Here is a 21,987-nt window from a genome sequence, read left to right on the forward strand (position 1 = left end):
CCACGGCCGTCGCCCCCGGCGCCACCATGCCATCCGCGGCCGGAGCCAGCCCGGTATCGATCGCCTTCCACTCGCCGTCCACCCTGGTCCGCACCGGCCTCAGGTACTCGCGCGCCTCCAGATTCCCGTCCGGAGTAGCGAACACACCTCACTCGACTCACCGCGCAACGACAGGATCTCCACCGGCTCACCGGTACGCTCCGCCCGCACCGCCGCCTCATCCTCGGTCGCCGCAGCCGCACCCGCCACACCCGCACCGGCGTCCGACGAAACCGCCGAGGGCGCACGCACACCGCCCGGAGCCGCACTCGCCTCCACGACGGGCGCCGCGCCCAGCAACAGCGCCGTGCCCAACCCCGCCGCCAGCCATGCCCGATACCCCCGCCAACGGCCACGCAACACCACAGAGCCCCACCCCTGAGACGACTGAAAGTAATGTCGGGTTAACTTAACGGCAGTGATGAGGGGTGGCCTAGACCTCCTTAGCGGGGCGATCCAGGTAATTCACCCATGGGACTCGTGACTTGCCTCACATCACTCACTTGCCCCCCTTCAGGCAGGACGCCGGGGCGCAGGGCGTCCGGGACTGCGCCACCGGTTGCGCCCCGCGGGGTGGGGGTTGTGGGCGGCGCGGGGCACGGGGTGGGGACGCCGCCGTCGGGCTGTCGGCCGTCAACGTGGTGTCCGGCGGGCCCGTTGCGACGACGGTGTGGGTCCAGTGGTAGACGTGAGCCCACGACTCGCCGGCTTCCCGGGTGTACGTGCCGCCACCCCGCCGCGTAACGCCTGCCGGGCCGCGGCCGGGCGGGGCGGTGGCGTGAAGGCGTCGCACGTCGGCGCTGGCCTGAACATCTCACCTGCCCCGTACGTAGCTCCTTCCACCGAAGGCGGGGCCGGGAGAGGAGTGCCGACGTGGCGGTTCAGGATGTACGGGATCCTCGGCGGCTGCTGGTCGTCGAGGACGACTGCGAGCTGGTGACCATGCTCGTCGAGGTACTGAACGGCGAAGGATACGCGGTCGACGCCGCCGCCGACGGGCAGCGCGGGCTGCACCTCGGGCTCACCCGGCGGTACGACGTGCTGGTCATCGACCGGCGGCTGCCCGTGCTCGACGGGCTCGACCTGCTGCGCCGGCTGCGCTCCCGGGCCGTACGGACGCCGGTGCTGCTGCTGACCGCGATGGGCACCGTGCACGACCGCGTCGACGGGCTCGACGCCGGCGCCGACGACTACGTCACCAAGCCCTTCGCCTTCGACGAGCTGAGCGCGCGCCTGCGCGTCCTGTGCCGGCGCGGGCACGAGGGCGCGGACGTGCTGCGGATCGGTTCTGGCCGGCTGCACATCGGCCACCGCGAGGTCGAACTGGCCGACGGGGAGCGGGTCGGGCTGGCGGCGCGGGAGTTCGCGCTGCTGTGGGTGCTCGCCTCCCACCCCGACCTCGTCTACTCGCGCGACCAGTTACGGCGCCTGGTGTTCCAGGAGACGCCCGCCTCCTCCATCGTCGACACCTACGTCTACTACCTGCGCCGCAAGCTCGGCCACCAGGTCGTACGGACCGTCCGCGGCCTCGGCTACCGCCTGGGGGCGCTGTGAGGTCCGCGCGCGGGTCAGCGGCCGGGTCAGCGCCCAGGGGCGCGCTGAAGTCCGCGTCGGCGAAGGCGGAGTGGAAGGCCGTACGCCGGGCGCGGCTGCGGATCGGGGTGATCACCGGGGCGACCATCACCCTGCTGCTCGCCGTCGTCGGCGGCGTCGCCGACGCGGTCATGACGCACGCGCAGAGCGAGCAGGTGTGGCGCGAGCTGCGCTACGGGGCCCAGCGCGGGGATCCGGCGAACGCGCCGGTGTGCACGTGGCTGTTCGTGCCGGGCACGAAGCCGCTGGCGAACGCCCCCGAGGGCTTCCCGGTACGGGCCGACATGGGCCGGGCCCGCAGCGACGGCGCGCCGGTGGAGCGCACCGTCGAGCGCAACGACACCGTCTACCTCGTGCGCACGCAGCTCCGCGCGGACGGACGCGTCGTCCAGGCGGTGTTCGACATGCGCTTCCAGCTCGCCGACCGCCGGCACCTGTGGTACGCCCTGGGTGTCGCCGAGCTGGTGGGGCTCGTCGCCGCGGCCGCCACCGGGATCGTCCTCGGGCGGGTGTCCGTCGGCCCGCTCGCCGAAGCCCTGGCCCGGCAGCGGCGGTTCGTCGCGGACGCCAGCCACGAGCTGCGCACCCCGATCACCCAGGTGTACGCGCGGGCTCAGCTGCTGTCGCGCCGGGCCGCGGCCGAGGAGCTGCCGGCCGCGCACCGCGACGGGCTCGACCGGCTCGTCGGCTCGGTCGGCCGGCTCGGCGGCGTGCTGGACGACCTGCTGCTGTCCGCGAGCCTCCAGGCGGACCCGGCCCGGCCGGCCGAGCGCCGGGCGGTCGACCTGGCGGCGCTGGCCCGGTCGGTCGTCGCCGAGGAGGTGGAGCGTACGGACGACGCCCGCCTGTCCGTCACCGTGGCCGGCCCGCCGTACCCGGTGTTCGTCGACGGCGTCGAGTCCGCGTTGCGCCGCGCCGTCGGCGAGCTGCTGTCCAACGCGATCAGCCACACCCCCGCGGGCGGGCGGATCGACATCGTGCTGACCCGCGCCGCCGGCACCGTCGGGCTGACGGTCACCGACACCGGGGCCGGGTTCGACCCGGCGGAGGCGGAGCGGCTCTTCGAGCGGTTCCACCGCGGCGACTCCGGGGGGCGGTACGGGCTGGGGCTCGCGCTGCTGCGGGAGGTCCTCACGGCGCACGGCGGCACGGTCACGGCCACCGGGAGCCCCGGCCGCGGCGCCCGGTTCGCCGTCGAGCTGCCGGAGTCGGCGTCCCCGCCGGCCCGGGCGGCCGCGGCGGAGGCGGTGGGCGCGGGCGTACGGGGCGCGGGGTGAGCGGCCGGCATACGGTCAGGACCCGTCACCGGCCACCGCTTCCACCGCCGCTTCCATCCCCGTCCCCATCACCGTCCCCGTCTCCATCTCAGTCCCCGTCTCCGTCTCCGCTTCCGCCGCCGACGCCAGCAGCCGCGCCGCGGCCCGTACGTCCGCGTCCAGCGGGCGGTCCGGATCGACCGGCGCGATCGCCACGACGAGGGCGTCGAGGAGTGCGCCGCAGCGCACCGCCGTGGGGCGGCGGGCGCCGGCGTGCGCCGCCTGGCGCAGGCCGAGCGCGAGCGAGCCGCACAGCAGCCCGAGCAGCTTCGCCATGTCGTACGAGCGCAGCGCCGCCTGCGTGCCGAACGGGACGACGTCCTGGTTGTGCAGGTTCGTCGCCAGGCTCTGCATCCCGACCGGCGTGGCGGCGTGCCGGATCTCGGCGACGAACGCCGTGGTCGCCAGCTGCACGCCCTGCAGCCCGTGCTGGGCGCCCGGGGCGGTGGTGAGCATCGGCGGCAGCCCGCCGTTGCGCGCCGGGTCCACGAGCAGGTCGAGCTGGCGCTCGGCGAGGTTGCCCAACTGGGCGGTGACGGAGGCGAGCACGTCGGCGGCGAAGGCGGCGGGCTGGCCGAAGAAGTTCCCGCCGTGCACCACCTTCCCCGGGTCGCCGTCCCCGTCCCCCGCGGGCCCGTCTCCCGCGGGCCCCTCCCCCACGGGCCGGTCGCCCGGCTCCGCGGGGAAGAACAGCGGGTTGTCGCTCACTCCCCCCAGGTCCGCCGCGACCACCTGGTCCACGTACCGCAGCGCGTCCTCCGCCGCGCCCAGCAGCTGCGGCGCGCACCGGATGCTGTACGGCTCCTGCAGCGGCCGGGTGCCGGACGGCCGGGTGCCGGCGAGCGTACGCCGCATGCGCGCGCCGACGTCGACCGCGCCGGGGTGCCCGTACGCGCGCAGCAGGTCCGCGTCGAGGAAGCCGGGGTCGCAGCCGAGGAGGTCGGCGAGCAGGCAAGTCAGCGCGGTGAGCGAGCGGTGCGCGGCGCGGACGGCGTCGCGGGCCAGGGCGGTGGCCGCCGTCGTCACGGAAGTGCCGTTGACGAGGGCGAGCGCGTCGCGGCCGTCGAGCGTGAGCGGGCGCAGTCCGGCGGCGTGGAGCGCCTCGGCGGCCGGCATGCGGCGGTCGTCGAGGTAGGCGTGGCCGCGGCCGCGCAGGGCCTGGGTGGCGTAGGCGAGCGGGATGAGGTCGCCGCTGGCGCCGACGGAGCCGTAGCGCGGGATGGCGGGCGCGAACGTCGTGGCGAACATGGCGGCGAGGCGGTCGACGACCTCGGCGGACACGCCGGAGTAGCCGCGGGCGAGCGAGTGGGTGCGCAGCAGCAGCGCGGCCCGCCCGATCTCGTGCGGCAGGTCGGGCCCCTGGCCGGCGCCGAGGTGGGCGAGGGTGTTGTCGCACTGGTCGGCCTCGTCGGCGCGGCCGGCGTACCCGACGAGGGCGCCGAAGCCGGTGGTGGCGCCGTAGATCCGCGGCCCCCCGCCGTTGCCGCCGGGGCCGTGCCGCAGGGTGTGGAAGAGACGCCGGCCCCGCGCCACGCGCGCGCGGGTCTCGTCGTCCACCGCGACGGTGAGCGGCGCCGCCGCCCGGCGCAGCGCGGCGGCGTCGAGCGGTCGGGCGAGCGAGACGGTGTCGTCCGTGGTGGTCAGCACGCCGGGAAGCGTAGGCGGGGAATCTCAGAGGGCTCTGATATCCGGCGGCTAGCTTCCCGGCCATGGCCCACGACTACCTCATCATCGGAGCGGGTCCCGCGGGACTGCAGCTCGCCGCCTTCCTGGAGCGCGACGGTGCGGACTACGTCGTCCTCGAACGCGGCCACGGCCCCGGCACGTTCTTCACCCGCTTCCCCCGCCACCGCCAGCTGATCTCCATCAACAAGGTGCACACCGGCTACGACGATCCGGAGCTGCGGCTGCGGATGGACTGGAACTCCCTGATCAGCGACGATCCCGAGCTGCTCTTCACCCGCTACAGCCCCCGCTACTTCCCCCCGGCCGAGGACATGGTCCGCTACCTCGCCGACTTCGCCGCCCGCACCGGCGTGCGCGTGCGGTACGACACGAGCGCCGAGCGGATCTCCCGCACCGGCGACGGCTTCGCCGTCACCGACCGACACGGCCGGGTGTTCCAGGCGCGGCGGCTCGTGGTCGCCACCGGGATGTCCCGGCCCAACGTGCCGCCCCTGCCGGGCGCCGAGCTGGCCGAGCGCTACGACACGTTCGACACCGCGCCCGAGTCCTTCACCGGCCAGCGCGTCCTCATCATCGGCCGCGGCAACTCGGCCTTCGAGACGGCCGACAGCCTGATGGAGAACGCGGCCGTCATCCACGTCGCCGGCTCCGGCTCGCTGCCGATGGCCTGGCGTACGCACTACGTCGGCCATCTGCGCGCCGTCAACAACAACTTCCTCGACAGCTACCAGCTGAAGTCGCAGAACGCGCTCCTCGACGGCCGCGTGCTCGCCGTCCGCCGCTCCCCCGGCGGCGGGTTCACCGTGTCGCTGGCGTTCGAGCGGGTGGACGAGGTCGTCCGGGACCTGCGCTACGACCGGGTGATCCTCGCGACCGGATTCCGCTTCGACGCCTCGCCCTTCGACGCCGACTGCGCGCCGGAGCTGATGATCGACGACCGGTTCCCGGCCGTCACGCCCGCCGGCGAGTCGGTCAACGTGCCCGGCCTGTACTTCGCCGGCACGATCACGCAGGGGCCCGACTTCCGCCGGTCCACCACCGGCTTCATCCACGGCTTCCGCTACGCGGTCCGCGCGCTCCACCGCAACCTGCGGCTGCGGCACCACGGCGAGCCGTGGCCGGCGACGGACCTCGGGGACGGCCCCGAGCGGGCGGTCGAGGCGGTGCTCGACCGCGTCAACCGGTCGTCCGCGCTGTGGCAGATGTTCGCCGTCCTCGGCGACGTGCTGCTGGTCGCGCCGGACGGCGGGATGCGCTACCTGGAGGAGGTGCCGGTCGGCCAGGTGCCGCAGGCCGTGGACTCCGGGGAGTTCGGGGAGGTGGCCGCCCACGCGGTGATCACCCTGGAGTACGGCAAGGACCACGACCTGGTGGATCCCTTCGACGTCACCGCGAGCCGGCCGTCGCAGAACGACGTGTCGGGGCTCGACGGCCGCTATCTGCACCCGGTCGTGCGCTGGTACCGGGCGGGCGAGTTCGTCGCGGAGCACCACGTGACGGAGAACCTGGAGAACGAGTGGGACGACGAGGCCGTCCACCGCGCGCCGCTCCACGCGTTCCTGGCCTCCCGGCTCGTGTCCGTCGCCCCGGTGGCGCCGTGACACCGGACGGGCCGCGTGCGCCGCACGAGGCGTACGGGTTGCGCGAGTGGCACGACGCGGCGCGCGCCGCGCTGGACGGCGCGCACTACGACTACGTCGCGGGCGGCGCCGGCGAGGAGCGCGTCCTCGCCGCCAACGAGCGGTCCTTCGACCGCTACGCGCTGCTGCCCCGGGTGCTCCGCGCCGCCGGCCCCCGGGACACCGCCGTCGAACTCCCGGGCGCCGCGCGGGCGGCGCCGGTGCTCGTCGCGCCGACCGCGTTCCACCGGCTGCTGCACCCGGACGGCGAGCGCGCCACGGCCCGCGCCGCCGCGGCCGAGGGCGCCGTACTGGTGACGGGCACCGCGGCGACCACCGCCGTCGGCGACGTGGTGGCGGCCGCCCGGGAGGCGGCGCCGGACCCCGCGGTGTGGTTCCAGCTGTATCTGCACCCGCGCCCGGAGGTCACCGAGGCGCTCGTACGGCGCGCGGAGAAGGCGGGCTGCCGGGCGCTGGTGGTGACCGCCGACTCGCCGGTGTTCGGCCGCCGCGCCCGGGACGTGCGCAACGGGTTCACGGACCTGCCGCCCGGCTACGCCGCCGAGAACATGCGCGACCTGCCCGGCGCCCCGCCCGGCGGGCTCACGGACATCCCGCTGTCCACGGCGGTCGGCTGGCGGGACCTGGCCACGGTGCTGCGGACGACCTCGCTGCCCGTGCTGGTCAAGGGGGTGCTGCATCCGGACGACGCCCGGCTGGCCGTCGAGCACGGCGCGGCCGGGGTGGTCGTCTCCAACCACGGCGGCCGGCAGTGCGACGCCGTCCCGGCGGCCGTGGACTGCCTGCCGGCGGTCGTCGACGCCGTCGCCGTCCGGGTGCCGGTGCTGCTGGCCGGCGAGGTGCGGCGGGGCAGCGACGTCGCCGTCGCGCTGGCGCTGGGCGCGGCGGCCGTCGGCGTGGGGCGGCCGGTGCTGTGGGGGCTGGCCGCGGCGGGCGAGGCGGGGGTGCGGCGGGTGCTGGCGGAGCTGCTGGACGGCTACGACCACACGCTGGCGCTGTGCGGGGGACGGCGCAACGCGGACCTGGAGCGGGGCATGGTCGTCCGCACGGCGGGCGACGCGCGGTGACGGCCCGCCCGCCCGCCGCCGTCCCCGCCTCCTGGTGGCTCCCCCGCGGCATCGTGGCCCTGCGCGTCCGCATCTTCGCCCGGGTCAACGGCGAGCAGACGCTCACCCTGCCCAACGCCGCGTACGGGCCCGACGTGTTCGAGCGCGTCTACGCCCACCCCGCCGCCGACGGCCGCAGCGCCGGCGCCGCCCTGTCCGACCTGTTCTGGTACTGGCTCTCGCCCGGCCCCGAGGTGCACCAGGAGCACCTGGAGCCCGGCCCCCGCTACGACGACGTCGCCGCCACGACCCGGCGCATCCTCGCCGGCGACTCCGCCGGCCACGCCGCGGCCGCCGCCCGCGTCTTCGCCCGCCTGCTCGACACCGTCCCCGCCACCCGCGTCAGCCTCGTCCGGCTGCGCGACCTGGTGATGCCCGCGTGGGCCGAGTTCGCCTACGAGCTGGTCTTCCGCGAGCCGTGCCCGCCGCGCGCCCGGGAGCTGATCACCGCGCACGCCCGCGACGTGATCAGCGCCCTGAAGTGCACCGGGCTGCGCCACCCGCGGCGCCGCGCCCGGCTCACGGCGTACCTGCGCGAGCGGGTCGCGGCCGGCGACGTGCCGCACGCGCTGCCCGCGTCGCTGACGCCCGCCGAGCAGGTGCACTACCTGCAGGGGACGTTCTTCAACACGGCCGTCGTGCAGCTGTCGGAGGCGACCGCGCACGTGCTGCTCGCGCTCGCCCGGCACCGGCGGGTGCAGGACCGGGTGGCGGCGGACCCCGACGACGACCGCTACCTCACCCGCGTACTCGACGAGACGATGCGGCTGTACCCGCTCTTCGGCATCGCGCACCGCATCACCACCGGCACGATCCCGCTCGACGCCGACACGGCCCTGCCCGCCGGCTCCGTGGTGTGCTTCAGCTACCCCGACTACCACGCCACGGGATACGAGCGGCCCGACGAGTTCGACCCCGACCGCTGGGCGGGGCAGTCCGCGAAGGACGCCCACCACATCCCCTTCGGCGTCGCCGCGAACCGCCCCTGCCCGGCGTGGCGGATCTCCCCGATCGTCATGCGCGCGGCGATACGGGAGGTGCTGCGCCGCTTCCGGCTCGACTCGACCGCCTCGCACACCCGCTCCCTGCCGAACCGGGCGCCGTGCCTGCTGCTCCCCCGCCACCTGCCGCCCCGGCCGCGCCGGCTCGCGGCGCGGCGCGCCCTCGTCCGCTCGCGCGACAAGGCCGAGGACGTCACCCGGGGCGTCCGGCAACTGCTGCTCGGCACCGTCATGGTCCTGCACGCCCGCCGGCAGCGGCCGGCGGCGCGCTACTTCGCCGCCCACCCGGCCGGGTCGCCGCCGCCACCCGGCTCGTGCCCGGTCGCCCGCCCGGAGGACGAGAGCACATGACATCCGCGGACCTGGCCCCCGCGTTCTTCCTCGCCGTCGTCGTCATCCTCGTCGTCTGCCGGCTCGTCTCCCGGCTGCTGCAGACGGTCGGCCAGCCGCCCGTCGTCGGCGAGATGATCGCCGGCGTGGTGCTGGGCCCCTCGGTGCTCGGCGCGCTGCTGCCCGGCGTGGAGTCGGGGCTCTTCCCCGAGGAGCTGCGGCCGGTGCTCTACGTGGTGGGGCAGATCGGCCTCGTCGCGTTCATGTTCCACGTCGGCTGGGAGTTCCGGATCGACCGGCTGCGCGGCATCGCCGGGCCGACGCTGAAGGTCTCGGCCGCCGGGGTGGTGACCCCGGTCGTGCTGGGCGCGGCGCTGACGGCCGTCGCGGGCGAGCGGACCGGGGCGCTGGCGCCGGGCGTGTCGCTGACGGTGTCCGCGCTGTTCGTCGGCGTCGCGCTGGCGGTGACGGCGTTCCCCATGCTGGCCCGGATCATCTCGGAACGGGGCCTGGCCGGCTCCCGGTTCGGCTCGGTGTCGCTGGGCGCCGGCGCGGTCGACGACGCGCTGGCGTGGATCATGCTCGCGGGGGTGTTCAGCATCGCCGGCGGCAGCGCCGGCCTGGTCACCCAGGCGATCGCGGGCTGCGCCGGGCTGGTGCTGGTGCTGGTGCTCCTGGCGCGGACGCGGAGCCGCACCGTGCTGCTCGCCGAGCGGTTGGCGCCGGAGAACCTGCTGCTGGGGCTGGTCGGCGTGCTGTTCCTGATGGCCTGGTACACCGACGAGGTCGGGCTGTACGCGGTCTTCGGCGCGTTCAGCCTGGGGCTGGTGTTCCCGCGCTCGGACCACCTGGACCGCACGGTGCAGACGCTGAAGCCGGTGGGCGCGGTGTTCCTGCCGCTGTTCTTCACCTACTCGGGGCTGAACACGGACTTCACGCTGCTGGGCTCCGGCCCGGTGCTGCTGTTCACCGCGGCGTGCGTGGTGGTCGCCGTGGTCGGCAAGTTCGGCGCCTGCTGGCTGGCGGCCCGGCTGGCCGGGGAGTCGAACGGGGTCGCGCTGCGGGTCGGCGCGCTGATGAACGCGCGGGGTCTGATGCAGCTGATCGCCCTCAACCTCGGTCTGGCGGCGGGGATCGTGACCCAGGCGATCTTCAGCGCGCTGGTCGTGGTCGCCATCGTCACCACGGTCGCGGCGACGCCGCTGATCGCGCTGATCGAGCGGGTGGAGCGGCGGCGGGGAACGAAGCCGCGGCAGCACGAGGCGGTCGCGGTGGAGAGCGCCTGAGCCGTACGGGTACGGGTACGGGGGCCGCCGGCGCCGCGCGCCGCCCCGGCCCCGTATCCGTACCGCCTTGCAGCCGTACCGTTCTGCCCGGGGCGGTCCGTGCGACGGGCTACGCCCCCACCCCCGCCTCGGCCTCGGCCGCCAGCCGCCGCTTGTCCGGCTTGCCCGCCGGCGTCAGCGGCACCTCCTCGATGACCGTCAGCCGCGTGGGCGCGCACGCCTCGCCGAGGTCCGCCGCCACCAGCGCGCGCAGCTCGGCGAGCCGGGGGGTGCGCCCGGCGGCGGGCACGACGTAGGCGTGGACGGCCTCGCCGGTGCTGTCGTCGGGCGCGGCGACGACGTACGCCTCCGCCACCGCGGGGTGGGTGGCGAGCAGCCGCTCGACGGGTCCCGCGTAGTACAGGTTGGCGTTGACGATGATCACGTCACGGGTGCGCCCGGTGAGCCAGAGCCGGCCCGCGGCGTCGAGGTGGCCGAGGTCGCGGGTGCGTACCCAGCCGTCGGCGAACACCTCGGCGGTGCGCTCGGGTTCGTTCCAGTAGCCGGCGCACTGCCCCGGGGTGCGGACGAACAGCTCGCCGTCGGCCCCGGGCGGGAGGGGGCGCCCGGCGGCGTCGCGGACCTCCACGTCGACGGGCGGCACCCCGAGGCAGCCGGGCTCCTCGCCGGGGGCGGCCATCGAGATCATGCCGGTCTCGGTCTGCCCGTACCCGTGGAAGACGACCGGCCCGAGCACGTCGGCGGCCTCGCGCAGCCGTCCCGGCGCGATCGGCGAGCCGGACAGCATCAGCGCGCGCAGCCCGCCGGGGTCCGGGCGCGATGCGCGCCGCCGTTCGACGAGCCGCGTCAGCCGGGCGACGGTGACGACGCTGCCGGTCGCCCGGTGCCGCACGAGACCGTCGTGCAGGTCCCCGGGGGCGGCGGCCACGAGGGTGCCGCCGGCGGCGAGCGAGAGCAGCCCGTACTCCAGCATCACCTGGCTCGCCAGGGTGCCGAACACCAGGAACCGGTCCAGGCGCGGGGCGAGTTCACGGATGACGGGCGGCCAGTCGTCCGGCCGGAGCGTCCAGGCGGCGGTCATCGCCGCGTACGTCTGCGCGCAGGCCTTGGGCAGGCCGGTGCTGCCGCTGGTGTGGATGAGCCGGGCGGTGTCCCCGGGCCGGGCGGAGACCTCCGGCCGGCGGCCGTCGTCGGGGGCGGCGAGCAGGTCGCCGAGCGGGAGTACGGTCCGGGGCCGCGCGGCGCCGGAACGGCCGTCCGGACCGCCGCCAGGAGTGTCCGCGGAGCCGCCGCCGGTCCCGGGCCGGCCGGCGGTGGTTCCGGCGCCGTCCGCCGGGTCGGTGATCGCGAACGCGCTGTCCGCGAGCAGGTGCTCCCGCTGGCGCTCGGTCAGCCCCGGCCGCACCCCGACGACCCGGGCGCCGACGACGTGCGCCGCGATCACGGCGGCGAACGCCTCCGGACTCACCCCGAGCAGCACGGCCACGCCGTCGCCGGGCGCCACGCCCCGCCGCCGCAGCCCGGCCGTCACCCGGCGCACCGCCGCCAGCAGTCCGGCTCCCGAGACGGCCCGGCCGGCGTCCTCGAAGACCGTCCGGCCGCCCGCGTCCGCCAGCAGGTCGAGCACGTCGCCGGGGAACTGCTCAGCCACGGCGGACCTCCCTGGTCAGCTGGTCGCACACCATGCGCAGGACGCTAGCGGCGCAAACTCAGAACCCTCTGAGAAAAACGGCCGGGAGGGCGCCGTCGGACCCCGCCTCCGCGGGCGGCGGTCAGGGCTTGCGCAGCAGGCCGCCGTAGTCGTACAGCCGGGTGCTCTTCTGCGTGATGCCGACGTACTTCTGCAGCTCCGGCGGGACCGGCGGCAGCGGCGGCTGGGACGGGTCCGGGCGCCACTCCGCAATGTTCCCCATGCCCGGGGCCACCGGCTCCAGCCCGTCGGTGAAGGCGTCCACCTGCCGAGGGGTGCGGGTCTGCCAGGGGACGTGGTTGCTGTTCATGTACTCGGACGAGACCTTGGCGTGCTCCTCGTCGTCGGTGACGGCCTGGCTCAGCGCCATGTAACTGCCCGGCACGGCCCGGTCGATGACCGTACGCAGCACGGTCCGCGGGTCGTCGGCGTCGGTGAGGTGGTGGACGACGGAGAGGAAGAGCACGGCGAGCGGCTCCTTGAAGTCGATCAGCCGCTGCAGGTCGGGGTGGCCGAGGACGACCTCCTGGTCGCGCATGTCGGCGGTGATCACCACGGTGGAGTCGTCGTCGGCGAGCAGCGCGCGGCCGTGGGCGAGGACGATGGGGTCGATGTCGACGTAGACGACGCGGGTGTCCTTGTCGAACTGCTGGGCGACCTGGTGGACGTTGTTGTCCGTCGGCAGGCCGCAGCCCATGTCGAGGAACTGGCGGATCCCGGCCTCCTGCGCCAGGTAGCGCACCGCCCGGTAGAGGAAGAGACGATTCTGCCGGGTGATGTCCACGCCCTCGGGGAACCGCGGTAATCCGGCGCGGATCATGTCGCGGTCGACCTCGTAGTTGTCCTTGCCGCCGAGCATCCAGTCATAGGCGCGTGCGGAGGTGGGACGGTCGGTCGGGATACCGGGAATCGAGGGTCCTTCATCAGGCGACATTGCCCACTCTCCTCATCTCAGAACGTGCGAACAGGCCGACGTACGACGGGAGATGAGACTATCCACCGCCGCCCGCCCGGGCCACCGGACCCCCGCGCCCACCGGGACCCGCCGGGCCCACCGGGCCCCGGTCCGCGGACGGTCGTCCCCGGTCGGGAGGCCCGGCCGCACGTTCTGCCGGTCGCGTGGCCCTCCCCCGTACGGCGGCCACGCGACCGGTGCCGGCATCCAAGATGCGGAACACACCTGGCACGGACCTTGCAGGCACCTAGAATCCGCCGGTGGTGCCGCCGGACGGGCGGCCTTGTATGCGGGGGACGGGCATGGAACTGCGGCTGCTGGGCGGAATCGAGGCTGTGGCGGGCGACGGACGTCCGCTGGACCTCGGCCCCGCGCGGCAGCGGTCCGTGCTCGCCGCGCTGCTGCTCGACGCCGGCCGCGCGGTGTCCACGGACCAGCTGATCGACCGGGTGTGGGGGCACACCCCGCCGCAGCGGGCCAGGGAGACGCTGTACAGCTACCTGTCCCGGCTGCGTCGTACCCTGCCCGGCGGGCCGGCAACCCTCGTCCGCGGCGCCGACGGGTACGAACTCGCCGTCGCGGCCGAGTCGGTGGACGTCCACCGCTTCCGCCTGCTGCTCGCCCGCGGGCGGGAGGCGGAGGACGACGCCGGGGCCGCCGGACTCTTCCGCGAGGCGCTGGCGCTCTGGCGCGGTGAGCCGTTCCCCGGCGTCGACACCCCGTGGTTCAACGCCGCGCGCACCGCCCTCGGCAAGGAGCGGCTGGCCGCGGAGCTGGACTGCGCCGACGTGCGGCTGCGCCTCGGCGACCACGCCGCGCTGCTCACCGCACTCGCCGAACGCACCGCCGCCCACCCGCTGGACGAGCGGCTGGCCGCCCAGTACATGACCGCCCTCTACCGCTGCGGCCGGTCCGCCGACGCGCTCGCCCACTACCGGCACGTCCGCGGCCTGCTCGCCGAGGAGCTGGGCATCGACCCGGGCCGGCCGCTGCAGCTGCTGCACCAGGCGGTCCTGAGCGCCGACCCGGCCCTGAGCCTCCCGGAGTCCGCGCGCCTGACGGGGGCGGACCGGACGGCCGACGCACGGAGCCCGGCACCCGCCCGGCCCGCCCCGCCCGCCGACTGGTCCGTCCAGTGCCAGCTGCCGCCCGCCGTACGGGGCTTCGCCGGCCGCACCGACCTCGTCACCCGCCTCACGCAGCTGTTGGAGGCCCGCGACGCCGCCCCCGTCGTCGTCTCCGGCTCGCCCGGGGTCGGCAAGACCGCGCTCGCCGTCCACCTCGCCCACCGGCTGCGCCCGGCGTTCCCCGACGGCCAGTGGTACGTCAGCCTGCAGGGCACCCGCGAGCGCCCGCGCGACCCCGCCGACGTCCTGGCCGGCCTGCTGCGCATCTCCGGCGAGGACGCCGCCGCCATCCCCGAGTCGCCGGAGGACCGCGCCGGGGCGTTCCGCGGCCGGGTCGCCGACCGCCGCGTGCTGCTGGTGCTCGACGACGCCGCGGACGCCGCGCAGGTGCGCCCCCTGCTGCCCGGCACGACGGGCGTGGCGGTGCTCGTCACCAGCCGCTCCGACCTGCGGGGCCTGACGGCCAGCCACGCGGCGCACCCCGTACCGCTGGACGTCCTGCTCCCCGGCGAGGCGCACGACCTGCTCGCCGGCGTCCTGGGCGAACGCCGGGTCGCCGGGGAGCCCGCGGCGGCGGCGCGGCTGGCGGAGCTGTGCGCCCGGTTGCCGCTGGCGCTGCGGATCGGGGCCGCCAACCTCGCGGCGCGGCCGGGGCGTTCCCTCCGGGAGTACGCGGACGAGCTGGCGGGCGACGGCCGGCTGGCGAAGCTGTCCATCGCCGGCGACCGCGAGGCCGCGGTCCGTACCGCCTTCGACCACTCCTACGCCGCCCTGGAGCCGACCGCCGCCCGGCTCTTCGGCCTGCTCGGGCTGCACCCGGGGCCGGACTTCACGGCGGCCGCGGCGGCGGCCCTGCTCGACTGCCCGCCCGCCGGCGCCGCGGAGCCGCTGGACCGGCTGGCCACCGCCGGCCTGGTGCAGCACACCGGCGCCGACCGGTACCAGTTCCACGACCTGCTGCGGCTGTACGCCGCCGAGCGGGCCGCGGCCGACCCGGACCGGCGGGCCGCCTGGCGGCGGCTGTGCGACTGGTACCTGGCCACCGCGGACGCCGCCACCGCCTTCGACTTCACCGGCATGGCCCAGCTCCCCCGGGCCCGCGGCACGTCCGGCCGGTTCCGTGACGGGCCGCAGGCGCTCGCCTGGCTCGACGCCGAGCGGGCCAACCTCGTCGCCGTCGTCGCCCGCGCCGCCGCGGCCGGCCCGGCCGAGATCGCCTGGCAACTGGCCGACCAGCTGCGGATGTTCTTCTACTACTGCGGCCATATGCCGGAGTGGGAGGCGACGGCCACCGCGGGGTTGCGGGCGGCGGAAGACTGCGGCGAGGTGCAGGCCCGGGGAGCGATGTACCACAGCCTCGGGCTGCTGCGGCAGTCCACCGGCGACTCCGACGCCGCCCTCGACGCCCTGCACCGCGCGCTGGACGACTACCGCGCCAGCGGCCTCGCGACGGGCGAGACCGCGATCTTCAGCAACCTGGCGGTGCACGCCGGGCGGCGCGGCGAGATGCGCCTGGCGCTGCACTACCAGGAGGCCGGCATCGAGGTGCTCCGCGGCATCGACAAGCCGGTGCAGCTGGGCACGTCGCTCAACACCCTGGGGCTGATCCACACCTACCTCGGCCAGTTCGACCGCGGGCTCGACCGCACCACCGAGTCGATCGAGATCTGCCGGCGCCAGGGGCAGCCGGCGCGCACCATCAGCCCGCTGATCAACCGCGCCCTGACCCACAGCCAGCTCGGGCGCTACGAAGAGGCGCTGGCGGACGCCGCCGAGGCGCTGCGGCTGTGCCGGGAGCACCGCGCCCGCTGGCACGACCCCAGCGCCCACGGGGCCCTGGCCGGCGCCCACCTCGGCATGGGCCGCCTCGACCTCGCCGAGACCCACGCCGAGCAGGCCCTCAGGACCGCCCGCGAGGTCGGCGACCCCGGCGAGGAGGCGGACGCCCTGATCTCGCTCGCGCACCTGCACCGCCTGCGCGGCCGCCGCACCCCGGCCGCGGACCACCTCGCGGCGGCGTTGGGCATCACCCGCCGCTGCGGCTTCCGCCACCAGGAGGCGGAGGCCCACGCGGCCCTGGCCCGCGTCCACCTCGCCGCGGGCGACGCCGCCACGGCCGCGGACCACGCGGAACTCGCCCTCACCACGGCCCGCGACCTGGGCCTGCCCCCGACGGAGCACCGCGCCCTGACGGCTCTCGCGGCGACGGCCCGCGCCACGGACGACCCCGAGGCCGCCGCCCGCCACGAAGCCGAGGCCCGCCGCATCGAGGAGCAGACGGGCCAGCACCCGGGCCCGGGCGCTCAGTAGCGGTAACGATCCTGCTCGTCCGGACGGACCGGATCGCGCTCCTACGGCGGGGGCCGGCGCGGGCGGCGGTGATTACCCGTGATTAGCCCGTGACCTGTCTTGACGTGCTTCGCGGTTCGGCGGCACAGTCCTGGCAATCCGCATGAGCACCGCCCTACCGGCTCACGGTCCCGTGCTAATGCGTATTACCTGGAGTCGCACAGCCGACAAGGAGTCCGTCATGACACTCGACCGCCGCCGCTTTCTGCGCTCCGCCTCCGCCGCCACCGCGGCCACCGCCGGCGGCACGCTGCTCGCCCTCGGCGAGCCCGGCGCCACGCCCGCGCTCGCCGCGCCCGGCGGCTTTCCCGACTACCGGTACGTGCGCACCCTGCTCACGCCGGAGAAGCTCTCCTACAACCCCACCGGCGAGATCATCTTCCCCTGCGTCCGCGGCGTCTACGACCGCCTTCCCACGTTCCTCGGCCGCTATTACCTCTACTACGCCCCCCACGACAGGCCCGGCGGCATCTGCCTCGCCTACGGCGACTCCCTGGAAGGGCCGTTCACCGAGTACCCGCGCAACCCCATCGTCGGCAACGTCTGGAAGCCGCACTACAGCGTCAGCCACGTCTCCTCCCCCCACGTCATGTGGCACGCCGGGCGCCGCGAGATGTGGCTCTACTTCCACGGCGAGAACAACACCACCCGGCTCGCCCGCTCCAAGGACGGCATCCACTTCCGGTACGACAAGGCCGTGCTCACCACCGCGATGCTCCCCGCCGGCACCACCGAGACCTCCTACGCCCGCGTCTTCCCGTACCGGCTGCCGGACCGCGGTGCCCGCTACGTCATGGTGTTCATGCGCAACGACCGCGCCAACCACCGCGACATCGGCTGGGGCTGGTCGGCGGACGGCCGCACCTGGACGTTCGACCCCGAGCCGCTCATCGACCACGCCGCCGTCGGCGCCTCCGACGTCTCCGGCGCGCACCTGCTCCGGCGGGGCGGCCGGACGTACGTCGTCTACCACACCGACAAGGGCAGCGGCGGGAACATCCTCATCACCGAGGTCGGCGCCGACTTCTCCCGCCGCGACCACCTCGGTGTCTTCTACGACTCCGGCTCCGCCGCCCCGGAGAACGGCCGCGCGGCGGCCCCGGCGTTCGGCACCGACCGCGGCGTGCCGTACATGATCTACGAGGCCGGCGGACGCCTCTCCGGCGTCATCGCGATGGCCCGGGGCTGACACCGGCGGCGGGACGGCCCGGCGGCCCGGCGTGCCGCTGCCCGCCGGGCCGTCCTACCGCGGCTGATCCCTCCGCCGGTACCGTTGCGGACACACCCCCTTCACCCGTCGAGGGAGCGCGCGTTGGGCAGGCACACCAGGAGGTTCGCGATCTGGACCGCGGGCCTGTGCGCGGCCGGACTGGCGGTGACCGCGGGGATCAACAGCCTGCCGGGGGGCGGTTCGGCCGGCTCGGGCGTTCCGTCACCGGCGCCGGAGCCCTCGCTGACCGCGTACGACACCGGCTGCGAGCCGGAGTCGGAGTGCGGCGGCTGGTCGGAGCTGGAGCGCAGGGGCGACGACTGCGGTACGTCCGACGCCGGCGGCGGCCGGGTCTGTCTCTACGCCGAAGCCTCCGCGACGGAGTAGCCGCCGCCCGTCGCCGTCCCCCGCGCGAGCTACACGCAGGTGTCCTCCCTGCGGTGACGATTCCGGGGCCGCCGGGTCCCTAGCGTTCTGCGCGGCCTTGCTTCCCGCTTCCTGGAGGACATCGTGCTCGGCAGTACCCGCAGCATCCGCGGCGCCCGCGGCATCCGCGGCAACGGCGCCGCAACGGCACTGGTCTGGCTGTGCTGCGCCGCGGCCGGCGCAGCGCTCGCCGGCTGCTCGGAGGACTCGGATCCGGCGGGCTCGGCGGCCTCCGACGACCCGCGGGCCGCGGCCGCCGACCGGGAGCGCGACGGCGGCGACCTGCTCACCGGCACCGAGAAGATCGACGTCGGCGGCCGGTCGGTGAACGTGTCCTGCGCCGGCGATGCCGCGGGCGACCGGCCGGTGGTCGTGCTGCTCTCCGGGGGCGGTGACGACCTGACGAAGCTGGCCGGCATCCAGAAGACGCTGAGCGCCGAGGACCGGGTCTGCTCGTACGACCGGCTGGGCCAGGGCGCGAGCGACAAGCCCGGCGGGCCGCAGACGCTCAAGAGCACGGGCGAGGTGCTGACCGGCGTCCTGGACCGGGTCGCCGGCGACCGGCCCGTGGTCCTGGCCGGGCACTCGCTGGGCGGCCTGATCTCCGCGCGGTACGCGCCCGACCACCGGGACCGGGTCAAGGGGCTGGTCCTGATGGACGCCACCTCGCCGACCCAGAGCGCCGACCTCAGGGAGGAGGTTCCCGACTCCGCCACCGGCCCGGCGGTCAAGCTGCGCGAGCAGACGCTCGCGGTGCTCGGGGGCCAGGGTCCGGAGAAGCTGACGGTCCCGGACGGGGAGGTGCGTTCCGCGGGCGACATCCCGGTCGAGGTGATCCGGCACGGGAAGGAGTACCTCGCGCAGGTGCCGGAGTACGGGCCGGGGCTGGAGCGCGCCTGGCTCGGCGGGCAGCGCAAGTGGCTGACGCTGTCGGAGAGCAGCAGGCTGAGCACCGCGGAGAACAGCGGGCACCACATCTACGCCGACGAGCCGGAGGTCGCCGTGCGCGCGATCCGGCGCGTCACCGCGCGGGCGGCGGACGCGGAGGGCGAGGGCTAGGCGGCGGTGCGGCGGCGGGGCCGGGGCCGGAGCCGTACCGTGCGCGTACGACGAGCCCGCGGCGCCCCGCCGCGCCGCGGCTACACTCCCCCGGTGACGAGTCTCCGCCAACTCCCGGAGCTGTGGCGCCGGTTCGACGTCACGGTCCGGGACCTCCCCCTCGGCCTCCTCATCCTCGTCGCCGCCCTCCTGCCGGCGTCCCACACCCACGGCACCCAGCTCGGCGGCCTCCCCGGGCGCGACTTCGACGCCCTCGCCGTCGTCGCGGTCGCCCTCCAGTGCCTTCCCCTCGCGATCCGCCGCCGCCTGCCGCTGCTCTGCCTCACGCTGGTGACGGCCGGCTTCGCCGTCGACCAGCTCCGCGGCTACCACTCGCTCGCCGGCACCGCCCAGGCGATCGCCCTGATGAGCGCGGGCGCCCATCTGGAGCACCACCGCCGCCCCCTCGCGCTGCTGTTCTCCGCCGCGTACGTCGCGCTGGCGATCGCGCTCGTCGCGGCCGGCGGGACCGAGGGGCCGAGCGAGTTCGTCATGTACTACCTGGCGATGGGCCTGGTGTGGGGCATGGGGTCGTGGCTGCGCGCCACCCGGGCGGCGGAGGCCGAACGCCGGCGCCGGGTCGCCGAGGACACCCGTACCGCCGAACGCACCCGCATCGCCCGCGAGTTGCACGACGTCGTGACCCACCACGTGACCGCGATGGTCGTGCAGGCCGAGGCGGCGCGCTATCTGACCGCCGCGCCCGACCGCCTCGACACGTCCCTGGCCGCCGTCACCGACACCGGCCGCCGCGCCATCACGGACCTGCGGCACCTGCTCGACCTGCTCAGCCCCGACTACGGCGGCGAGGCGCGGACGCCGTCGGCCGGCAGGGTGCTGACGCTCGTGGAGCAGACGCGGCTGGCGGGGCAGCCGGTGGAGTTCACGGAGGAGGGCACGCCGCCGGAGTCGACGGGCAGCGCGGACCTGGTGGCGTACCGGGTCGTGCAGGAGGCGCTGACGAACGCCCTGAAGCACGCGCACGGCAGCCGCACCGCGGTCGAGGTGCACCACGGCGCGGGCGAGATCACCGTGGCGGTGAGCACGGCCGGCACCGGAACCGGCCCCGTCTCGCCGGCCCCCGCGGGCCCGCCGGAGTCGAGCGGCGGCGGCCGGGGGCTGGCGGGCCTGCGCGAGCGGGTCGACGTCCTGGGCGGCGAGTTCAGCGCGGGCCGCGGGACGGACGGCGGCTTCGTCGTCCGGGCCCGTATCCCGGCGGCGGTGGGCGGCGCGTCGTGACCGCGCCGATCCGCGTGCTGATCTGCGACGACCAGGTCCTGGTCCGCACCGGCCTGGTGACGATCATCGACGCCCAGCCGGACCTGGAGGTGGCGGGCGAGTGCGGCGACGGCGAGGCGGCGGTCGACCTCGCCGGCCGGCTGCGGCCGGACGTCGTGCTGATGGACGTACGCATGCCGGTGCTCGACGGCATCGAGGCCACCCGCCGGCTGGCCGGCGCCCGGGTGCCGCGCCCCGCGAAGGTGCTGGTGCTGACGACGTTCAACCTGGACACGTACGTGTACGAGGCGCTGCGCGCCGGCGCGGCCGGCTTCCTCCTCAAGGACGCGCCGCCCGCCCAGCTGCTGCACGGCATACGTACCGTGGCCGCGGGCGCGGCGCTGCTGGACCCCGAGGTGACGCGCCAGCTCGTCGGCCGGTACGCGGCCCGCATCCGCCCCGTCGACGGCGCCCCGCGCGACATCCCGCTGACGCCCCGCGAACTCGACGTCCTCCGGCTGCTGGCGACCGGCCTGTCGAACAGCGAGATCGCCGCGGACCTCCAGCTCAGCCACGAGACGGTGAAGACCTTCGTGTCCCGCATCCTCACCAAACTCGATCTGCGGGATCGCGTCCAGGCGGTCATCTACGCCTATCGCCAGGGCCTGGTGACCTGACGACATCTCATTTCTGATCGAGTTCTTACTCTTTTCGATCGAGTGCGACCAAATAACGGGGTCAATCAGCGACTTGAATGGCCCGCCCACCGGCGCCCGGTGCAAAAAGGGGGACTTTCGTCATTAAGCACTGGGGCGTTAGCGGCGTACGCCCGTGCGGGGGTACTGTCCCTGAGTGACGAAACGGATACCGCCGGGCACGAAGAAGCCCCCGGAGACGGCCACCCAAGCAGCTCCGGGAACTCTTCACTTCACGACCGGCAGAGAAAGGTCTTTCGATGCACGATCCTTTTGTTCGAAGCGGCGAGGTGCCGATGCCGAACGTTTTTGAACGTAGCACGCTGCTGTTTCCCCCGGCGGCCAGCCGCGGGGCAATTGCCTGGAGTGTCATGCGGCTCAGCGGGGTGTTCGCGGTGGGCTCCATGCCGGTGCTGCTGGCCTCGGACGCGTGGCAGACGCCGACGGGCGCCGGCCTCATGGCCGCGATGACGGTCATGGCCTCCCGGTCCCACGTCGGCTACCTGCGGCTTCGGGCCCGCTGAACCCCGTGCGCCGGAGGCGCGGGCGCCCGCGCGTCCGCGCCCCCGGCGCGTTCCCTTCCTGCCGTCCGGCCTTCGCCGCGGCGGGCGTTCCGCGCCCCGAGTAGGCGAGATGTCAGCAGGGCGGAAGAGAAACAGGTTCCGGTGATGCGAGGAGAGAGCAGGTTTCAGGTGGGTACGCCACAGAAGAGTTCGTGCTCGTACTGCGGGCGGGGGTTCGTCCAACGCGAAGGTCCCGGACGCAAGCGGGACTACTGCTCGACGGCGTGCCGGCGGCGCGCGCAGCGCCGCCGGTCCGGGCAGCCCGGCGCGGTGCCGCCGACACCGAAGCGGCTGGGGCTGGCGATCGCCGAGGAGCTGCCCCGGCGGGCCGAGGCCGTGCTGGCCGGCGAGCACCGCGGCGCCTCGCTGGCCACCCTGCTGGCGCGGGCGGAACAGCTCCGCCGCGAACTGGACTTCTACGTCGCGGCGGCCGTGGTCGACGCGCGGCGCTCGGACGCCACGTGGGAGCAGGTGGCCGCGGCGGCGCGGGTGAGCGCGGCGACGGCCCGGGAGCGGTGGAGCGAGGCGGAGGTGGAGCGCCGACTGCACAGGCGCCAGCGCGAGCGCGCGGCCGAGTCCGTACGCGCGGCACGGCTGCCGGCACCGCGCGGGGAGCCGGCGGCGGGGCCGGAGTTGGCACCGCAGTCGGCGGCGGGGCC

16 protein-coding genes and 1 pseudogene are annotated in these 21,987 nt (G+C 75.3%); 14 read left to right on the forward strand and 3 right to left on the reverse strand.

Translation table 11 applies throughout. The features are described 5' to 3' along the window. Positions 1–912 precede the first annotated feature (912 nt). Both ABD317_RS16010 and ABD317_RS16015 read left to right on the forward strand, forming a co-directional pair. Positions 913–1,593, forward strand: coding sequence for a response regulator transcription factor (locus tag ABD317_RS16010; RefSeq protein WP_344290645.1), 681 nt, complete (start codon positions 913–915; stop codon positions 1,591–1,593). Then, complete coding sequence (locus ABD317_RS16015; protein WP_344290646.1) at positions 1,590–2,909, forward strand: sensor histidine kinase; 1,320 nt, start codon at positions 1,590–1,592, stop codon at positions 2,907–2,909. Before ABD317_RS16010 ends, ABD317_RS16015 begins: the two co-directional genes overlap by 4 nt. Positions 2,910–2,924: 15 nt before the next feature. On the opposite strand, the gene ABD317_RS16020 is transcribed toward ABD317_RS16015, so the two are convergent. Continuing rightward, positions 2,925–4,592 carry an aromatic amino acid ammonia-lyase gene (locus tag ABD317_RS16020; protein ID WP_344290660.1) on the reverse strand — a complete coding sequence of 556 codons (1,668 nt, stop codon included), beginning with the start codon at positions 4,590–4,592 and terminating at the stop codon, positions 2,925–2,927. Positions 4,593–4,657: 65 nt separating this feature from the next. Here ABD317_RS16020 and ABD317_RS16025 point away from each other — a divergent pair, with 65 nt between their 5' ends. Genes ABD317_RS16025 through ABD317_RS16040 form a run of 4 tightly spaced genes read left to right on the forward strand, consistent with a single transcriptional unit; the run spans position 4,658 to position 9,997 of the window. Continuing rightward, a complete protein-coding gene (locus ABD317_RS16025) occupies positions 4,658–6,235 on the forward strand; it encodes an NAD(P)-binding domain-containing protein (RefSeq protein ID WP_344290647.1) in 1,578 nt (525 codons plus the stop codon). Further along, positions 6,232–7,341 (forward strand): alpha-hydroxy acid oxidase, encoded by a 1,110-nt coding sequence (locus ABD317_RS16030; RefSeq protein ID WP_344290648.1) that lies wholly within the window; start codon positions 6,232–6,234, stop codon positions 7,339–7,341. The genes ABD317_RS16025 and ABD317_RS16030 overlap by 4 nt, the downstream gene beginning before the upstream one ends. Next, positions 7,338–8,732 (forward strand): cytochrome P450, encoded by a 1,395-nt coding sequence (locus ABD317_RS16035; RefSeq protein ID WP_344290649.1) that lies wholly within the window; start codon positions 7,338–7,340, stop codon positions 8,730–8,732. Before ABD317_RS16030 ends, ABD317_RS16035 begins: the two co-directional genes overlap by 4 nt. Next, the gene (locus ABD317_RS16040) at positions 8,729–9,997 is read left to right on the forward strand and encodes a cation:proton antiporter (protein ID WP_344290650.1); all 1,269 of its coding nucleotides are present in this window, start codon (positions 8,729–8,731) and stop codon (positions 9,995–9,997) included. The genes ABD317_RS16035 and ABD317_RS16040 overlap by 4 nt, the downstream gene beginning before the upstream one ends. A gap of 109 nt (positions 9,998–10,106) precedes the next feature. Here ABD317_RS16040 and ABD317_RS16045 read toward each other — a convergent pair whose 3' ends face one another. Continuing rightward, positions 10,107–11,648: a class I adenylate-forming enzyme family protein gene (locus ABD317_RS16045; protein ID WP_344290651.1), complete on the reverse strand. Its 1,542-nt coding sequence runs from the start codon at positions 11,646–11,648 to the stop codon at positions 10,107–10,109. A gap of 121 nt (positions 11,649–11,769) precedes the next feature. After that, positions 11,770–12,621, reverse strand: coding sequence for an SAM-dependent methyltransferase (locus ABD317_RS16050; protein ID WP_344290652.1), 852 nt, complete (start codon positions 12,619–12,621; stop codon positions 11,770–11,772). A 323-nt stretch (positions 12,622–12,944) separates the two neighbouring features. Between ABD317_RS16050 and ABD317_RS16055 the strand changes: the two genes are divergently transcribed. From ABD317_RS16055 to ABD317_RS16090, 8 genes and pseudogenes are all read left to right on the forward strand, one after another. After that, a complete protein-coding gene (locus ABD317_RS16055) occupies positions 12,945–16,079 on the forward strand; it encodes an AfsR/SARP family transcriptional regulator (RefSeq protein ID WP_344290653.1) in 3,135 nt (1,044 codons plus the stop codon). A gap of 220 nt (positions 16,080–16,299) precedes the next feature. Then, positions 16,300–17,307, forward strand: coding sequence for a glycoside hydrolase family protein (locus ABD317_RS16060; RefSeq protein WP_344290654.1), 1,008 nt, complete (start codon positions 16,300–16,302; stop codon positions 17,305–17,307). A 123-nt stretch (positions 17,308–17,430) separates the two neighbouring features. After that, positions 17,431–17,715 (forward strand): hypothetical protein, encoded by a 285-nt coding sequence (locus ABD317_RS16065; RefSeq protein ID WP_344290655.1) that lies wholly within the window; start codon positions 17,431–17,433, stop codon positions 17,713–17,715. Positions 17,716–17,838: 123 nt separating this feature from the next. Beyond that, the gene (locus tag ABD317_RS16070; protein WP_344290656.1) at positions 17,839–18,813 is read left to right on the forward strand and encodes an alpha/beta fold hydrolase; all 975 of its coding nucleotides are present in this window, start codon (positions 17,839–17,841) and stop codon (positions 18,811–18,813) included. Positions 18,814–18,906: 93 nt separating this feature from the next. After that, the gene (locus ABD317_RS16075) at positions 18,907–20,091 is read left to right on the forward strand and encodes a sensor histidine kinase (protein WP_344290657.1); all 1,185 of its coding nucleotides are present in this window, start codon (positions 18,907–18,909) and stop codon (positions 20,089–20,091) included. Next, positions 20,088–20,747: a response regulator gene (locus ABD317_RS16080; protein WP_344290658.1), complete on the forward strand. Its 660-nt coding sequence runs from the start codon at positions 20,088–20,090 to the stop codon at positions 20,745–20,747. The genes ABD317_RS16075 and ABD317_RS16080 overlap by 4 nt, the downstream gene beginning before the upstream one ends. Before the next feature lie 278 nt (positions 20,748–21,025). Then, entirely contained in the window at positions 21,026–21,289 is a 264-nt protein-coding gene (locus tag ABD317_RS16085; protein ID WP_344290659.1) for a hypothetical protein, read from the forward strand. 309 nt (positions 21,290–21,598) lie between these two features. After that, positions 21,599–21,987, forward strand: a pseudogene (locus ABD317_RS16090) (hypothetical protein); the annotation flags it as partial.

It is taken from the genome of Streptomyces synnematoformans, assembly GCF_039531005.1.
In the GTDB taxonomy this organism is placed as follows: Bacteria; Actinomycetota; Actinomycetes; order Streptomycetales; family Streptomycetaceae; genus Streptomyces; species Streptomyces synnematoformans.